The following is a 4877-nucleotide window of genomic DNA, read 5'->3' on the forward strand; positions in this document are numbered from 1 at the left end:
CGGCGCGGCCCGCGAGCTGGCCGCCCAGATCGCGGACTTCCCGTTCGAGTGCGTGCTGACCGACCGCGCCTCGACCTACGCCGGCCTGGACCTGCCCACGGCCGAGGCGCTGCGCGCCGAAGGGGCCGCGGGCGCCCCCATCGTGGTGCGCGAGGGCGTGGACGGCGCCGCCCGCCACGGCGACGTCCCGCATGATCCGGTCCATGGTCCGTGCCCGCGCGCCGAGGACGAGGCGCAGCGGCTGCGGGATGGCCGGGAACCGGTGCACGGGCGGCATCCCCGCGACGACCAGCGTCGCGTCCGCGTACCTGCCGCGCAGGACGGCGATGAGGTCGGCGAGGTCGGCCGTCCAGCGCCGCAGCGGCCGCCGCCGGATCAGGTCGTTGATGCCCACCGTGACGACGACCAGGTCCTGGACCGGCGGGCCGTCCACGGCCGGGACGAGGCCGGTCGCGACGCGGCGGGCCGTGGCGCCGTTCTCGCCGGTGACCGACCAGGCCACGCTGCGCCGCAGCCGCTCCTGCAGCGCCTCCGCGAGGAAGCCGGGCAGCGCCTCCGCGTGCTGGGACGCCCCCACCCCGGCGGCCGTGGACTCGCCGATCACCACCATCCGGAAGGCGGGGCCGGACGCGGGGTTCGTGCCGGGGACGAAGCCGTGCTCCTCGCCCGTCGCGGGGTCGAGCCGGGGCGTGCGGCGCACCGTCCGCCATGCCTGGACGGCCAGGACGGGCGCGAGCGGGACGAGCATCATCGACTGGGGGACGCGTGTTCGCCAGCGTCCGTTCAAGAAGGTGAATGGTTTCTTCATCTCTATCCCAGACTGAGAAAATTGGCCCCCGAGACTCAGATCGCCCGCTCGGCGAGCAGGCTCCGTGCGATACCGGCGATCACCTCCGCGACATAAGCGTGCCCTCTCGGGTTGAGGTGGATTCCATCGGCGCTCCACATCGCGGGGTCGGCGACTTTCGCCACCGATTCGCGCGCGGGAAAAGAATTTCCGAACTCGCGCGCGGCGCGGCCGAGCTCCTCGTTGAAGTCGTGAATCCGCTGGATGGTGCGTTTCTTTCGGAACTGCGACATCGGGGCCAGGTCGAGCAGCGGCGGGCGCGGCACCGGGATGGCGAGGGTGACCGCGCCGATGCCGGCGGCCCAGCCGAACAGCTCGTCCAGCCGGGCGGCGGCGGCCGGGCGCTCGAACCCGCGCAGCGCGTCGTTCATGCCGCACCCGAGCACGACCAGGCCGGGCCGCAGCGCCCGGACGGCGGGCAGCTGGTCGCGGACGACGTCCTCGATCGTCGCGCCGGGGTCGGACGCGTTGAGCATCTCCTCGCGGGGAATGCCCAGGTGGCGGGCCAGGCGCCCGGCCCAGCCGAGCCACCCGCCGGCGGGGTCGGGATCGTCCTGCCCCTCGGCCACGCTGTCGCCGAGCACCACCATGGCGGGCGCGACCGCACCGGGCCCGGGAGGCCCCGCCGCGGGCACGCCGGCCTGGGGAACGCCGACCTCGGAACGGTCGGCCTCGGACACGCCGCCGCCCATCACGCGACGAGTTCGAGCAGGTAGTCGGTGAGGGCGGTCACCGTCTCCCGGCGGCGGGCCTCGGCCACGTCGACCTCGACCTGCAGATGGTCCTCGATGTCGCTGATGATGCTGATGGCGTAGACCGAGTCCACGCCATAGCGCGCGAGTTCCACCGTCGGGTCGATGTTTTCCACCGGCCTGTCGAGGTAGAAGGCGATCCTGTCAAGAAGCCACGATTGCAGCTCGCCGTGGGAAATTGTTTCCGATCTGGTCACCGCACTCCCCCTTATGTCAGAGGATCTTCGCAGACATTAGCGATTGCACCGGAAGACGAGCAACACGCAACATACAGGGATATGGATGTTGTGTCTCAAGTCCACATGTGAACGATCGGACACAACCATGTCTCCGTTCCGTAAATTATGTCAGTGCCATGGTAAATCGGCGCAAAGTTACCGCCAGGTAACCCGTTCCGTTAAGGGACCCACCCGGGCCGTGATCGGACACCGCCGACCCCCTGCGTCCCAGGGATCCGTTCCTTCTCGCGCGCCGCATCACGGCACGCGACCTGCGCCGTTCCCCAGCGGGCCCGCCGCACCCGGCCCCCGCCGGGCCGCCCGGCGCGCAGGCGATACGGCACGTTCCATGAGAATTTCGGACAACTGAACGAGCGGTACAACACTGTCAGGCAAGGCGTCTTGCCCAGAGGTAAGGGTCGCCTCGCGGAGAGGTCAGCTCTCGTCCAGGCGGTCGGGCACCGACACCGGGCCCCGCAGCAGGGAGACGACCGGGTTCGGCTCGCGGGACTGCACGAGCCGGTCCAGGACCGCGTGCGCGTGCCGCGACCGCCAGCGGTGCGCCGCGATCCGGTGGAACCGGGCCAGCTCCGCGGCGCTGGGACGCGCCGCACCGGACAGCGCGTAGCCGTGGTCCAGCAGGCGGGACGCGAGGACGTGCTCGACCAGGTCCGCCTCCGGGCCGCGCAAGCGGTCCCGCCACGCCCCGACGTGGCGGCTGTTGGGCTCCTCGTGCGTGCGCAGATGCCACCGGCGCGCGGACGGCACCGTCCGCCGGGCGTGCCGGTACGCCTTGGTCATCTCGGGGTCGTACTCCTCGTCCAGGAAGATGCAGAGCCGCCGCAGCTCGTGCTCGGGATCGGCGACGAGGTCCTCGTACCGGAGCTCGTAGAAGGTGCCGGGCCCGAGGCGGGGGCCGAGCCGCTTCCCGGTGTCGACCGCCTCCCGCCAGGTCAGCGCCGCCGCGTAGATGTCGCCGTCGAACCACGGCATCCGCATCAGCGAGCTGACCGCGTCCCGGCCGTCGCGGACGAGATGGACGAACTGCGCGTCCGGGAACATCCGCCGGAGCATCCGCACGCGCCGGAAGTAGCTCGGGCGCTTGTCGCCCCAGCGCGGCTTGCCGTGCCGCCGCGCGTAGGCGCGGAAGACGATCGCGAGCGCCGACCCGAGCGTCGGGGGCCCGTGCACGATCTCCTCGATCACCTCCTCGGCGTCCAGCTCCAGGACCCTGAACTTGGTGTCCCCGCCACGGGTGATCCACTCGGCCAGCGCCCGCCGGTTCGCCGCGCGCTCCAGATCGCCGAACCGGTGCCGCGCCTCGTAGGCGGTGTGCACGAACCGCGTCTCGGACGGGAACGCGATGCGCCGGTGCGAGTGCAGCATCTGCTGCAGCAGCGTCGTCCCCGACCGGGGGCAGCCGAGGACGAAGACGGGGCGGCTGATCTGCGGATTCATGGGCGGCGAACGTACCCGCGTCGCCTGGGACGAAGCCCAAAGCGACATCAACGAAACCTGAAGATTCCCCCGTGACCTCCCCGCTGGCGCGACGGTCTGCGGCGTATGTCCGCTCAGCGCGTCTCGTCCGGGTGGGCGCAGCCGACGTCGGCGGCGGGCAGGACGCCGGTGCGCAGGTAGGCGTTGACGATGCCGTCCGCGCACGGCACGGGTGTCAGCCCGTCGGCGCCGCGCCCGTAGACGCCGTGGGAGCGGATGTCCGCTGAGACCAGGCGCGAGCCCTTGAGCCTGCGGTGCATGGCGACGGCGCCCGCGTACGGGACGTTGTTGTCGCGCTTCGCCTGAAGGATCAGCAGGGGGACCCGGTTGCGGATCTCGACCTCGGGTTCGCGCGGCTCGATCTTCCAGAACGGGCACGGGAAGATCGCGTTGGCCGTCGCCGCGAAGACCGGCTGGGTGCGGCGGGCGCGCTCGATGTTCCGCCAGTACCGCCCGGGGTCGGACGGCCAGCCCCCGGCGGGCCAGCCGCCGTCGCCGCACAGGATCGCGTTGGCGCTGTTGAACTGGTTGTCGAGCTCGGGGCTCGGGGTGTTGAACACCTCCAGCCACATGCGGAGCTCGGGGATCGGCTCGACGGCCCGGCCGCCGGCGGCGTCGACCAGGTTGCGGACGGCCCTCGCCATCACGTCGTCGTACTCCTCGGTGCTGACGAGCTGGCGCAGGATCAGGCCGAGCGCGCTCGCGTCCATCGTGAAGCCGCCGATGCGGAGCGGGCCCCCGTCCACGTGTCTGGACAGGCTCTCGACGGTCGCCCTGACCTGGCCGGGGGTGCGCCCGAGGCGGTAGTCGGCGGAGCGGCGGGCCGTCCAGGCGGCCCATTCGTCCAGGCCCCGCTCCTGCGCCGCGCCGGCGGCCTGGAAGTTCTCGTACTGCGTCAGCGCCGGGTCGGTGACGCTGTCGATCACGATGCGGTCGGCGTGCCCGGGGAACATCTGGGCGTACACCGCGCCCAGGTCGGCGCCGTAGGAGATGCCGTAGTAGGAGAGCTTGCGCTCGCCCAGGACGGCGCGGATCAGGTCCATGTCGCGGGCGACGTTGCGGCTGGACGCGTGGGGCAGCAGCGCCGCGTTGTCCCCGTGCTCGTAGCAGCGGCGTGCGGTGTCGCGCGCGTTCCGGACCGACGCCTCGAACGCTTCGCGCCGTGAGCGCGTCGGCTGCGCCTTCGGAGAGACGCCGCAGTAGATCGGGGTGCTGCGGCCGACGAACCGGGGGTCGAAGCCGATCAGGTCGTAGCGGTCCGCGGCGTCCTTCATCGAGGATCTGAGGTGCGCCGCGTAGTCCAGCCCGGGGCCGCCGGGCCCGCCCGGGTTGGCGAGCAGGATGCCGCGCCGGTGCGCGCCGTCCTTGGCCTTGATCCGGGAGATCGCGAGGTCGATGGACGGGCCGCCTGGGGCCGCGTAATCGAGCGGCGCCATCATTTGCGCGCACTCGGCCCCCGCCTTGACCAGTTCGGTGGCGCCTGCCGGGCACGCGCCCCACTCGAGGTGCTGGCCGAGGTAGCGCGCCGGCCCCGGCGACGCGGACGGGGACCGGGGCGGGGAC

The 4877-nt window shown here is 72.2% G+C and carries 5 protein-coding genes; all 5 read right to left on the reverse strand.

What is annotated here, in order from left to right; genetic code table 11:
- Window positions 1-808 (reverse strand): SGNH/GDSL hydrolase family protein (locus E1264_RS40240; RefSeq protein WP_132182447.1); only part of this gene is annotated, 808 nt, incomplete at its 3' end.
- A 35-nt stretch (window positions 809-843) separates the two neighbouring features.
- Complete coding sequence (locus tag E1264_RS40245) at window positions 844-1527, reverse strand: SGNH/GDSL hydrolase family protein (protein WP_207936874.1); 684 nt, start codon at window positions 1525-1527, stop codon at window positions 844-846.
- Window positions 1528-1538: 11 nt separating this feature from the next.
- The gene (locus E1264_RS40250; protein WP_132182451.1) at window positions 1539-1796 is read right to left on the reverse strand and encodes an acyl carrier protein; all 258 of its coding nucleotides are present in this window, start codon (window positions 1794-1796) and stop codon (window positions 1539-1541) included.
- 456 nt (window positions 1797-2252) lie between these two features.
- Entirely contained in the window at window positions 2253-3275 is a 1023-nt protein-coding gene (locus tag E1264_RS40255) for a sulfotransferase (RefSeq protein WP_132182453.1), read from the reverse strand.
- Window positions 3276-3388: 113 nt separating this feature from the next.
- A partial coding sequence (locus E1264_RS40260) for an alpha/beta hydrolase (protein ID WP_132182455.1) occupies window positions 3389-4877 on the reverse strand: 1489 nt, incomplete at its 5' end.

Source organism: Actinomadura sp. KC216 (assembly GCF_004348535.1).
GTDB lineage: Bacteria > Actinomycetota > Actinomycetes > Streptosporangiales > Streptosporangiaceae > Spirillospora.

Coding starts and splice junctions, on each gene's coding strand:
- E1264_RS40255 (WP_132182453.1), bottom strand. CDS start 3,275: ATGAATCCGCAGATCAGCCGCCCCGTCTTCGTCCTCGGCTGCCCCCGG.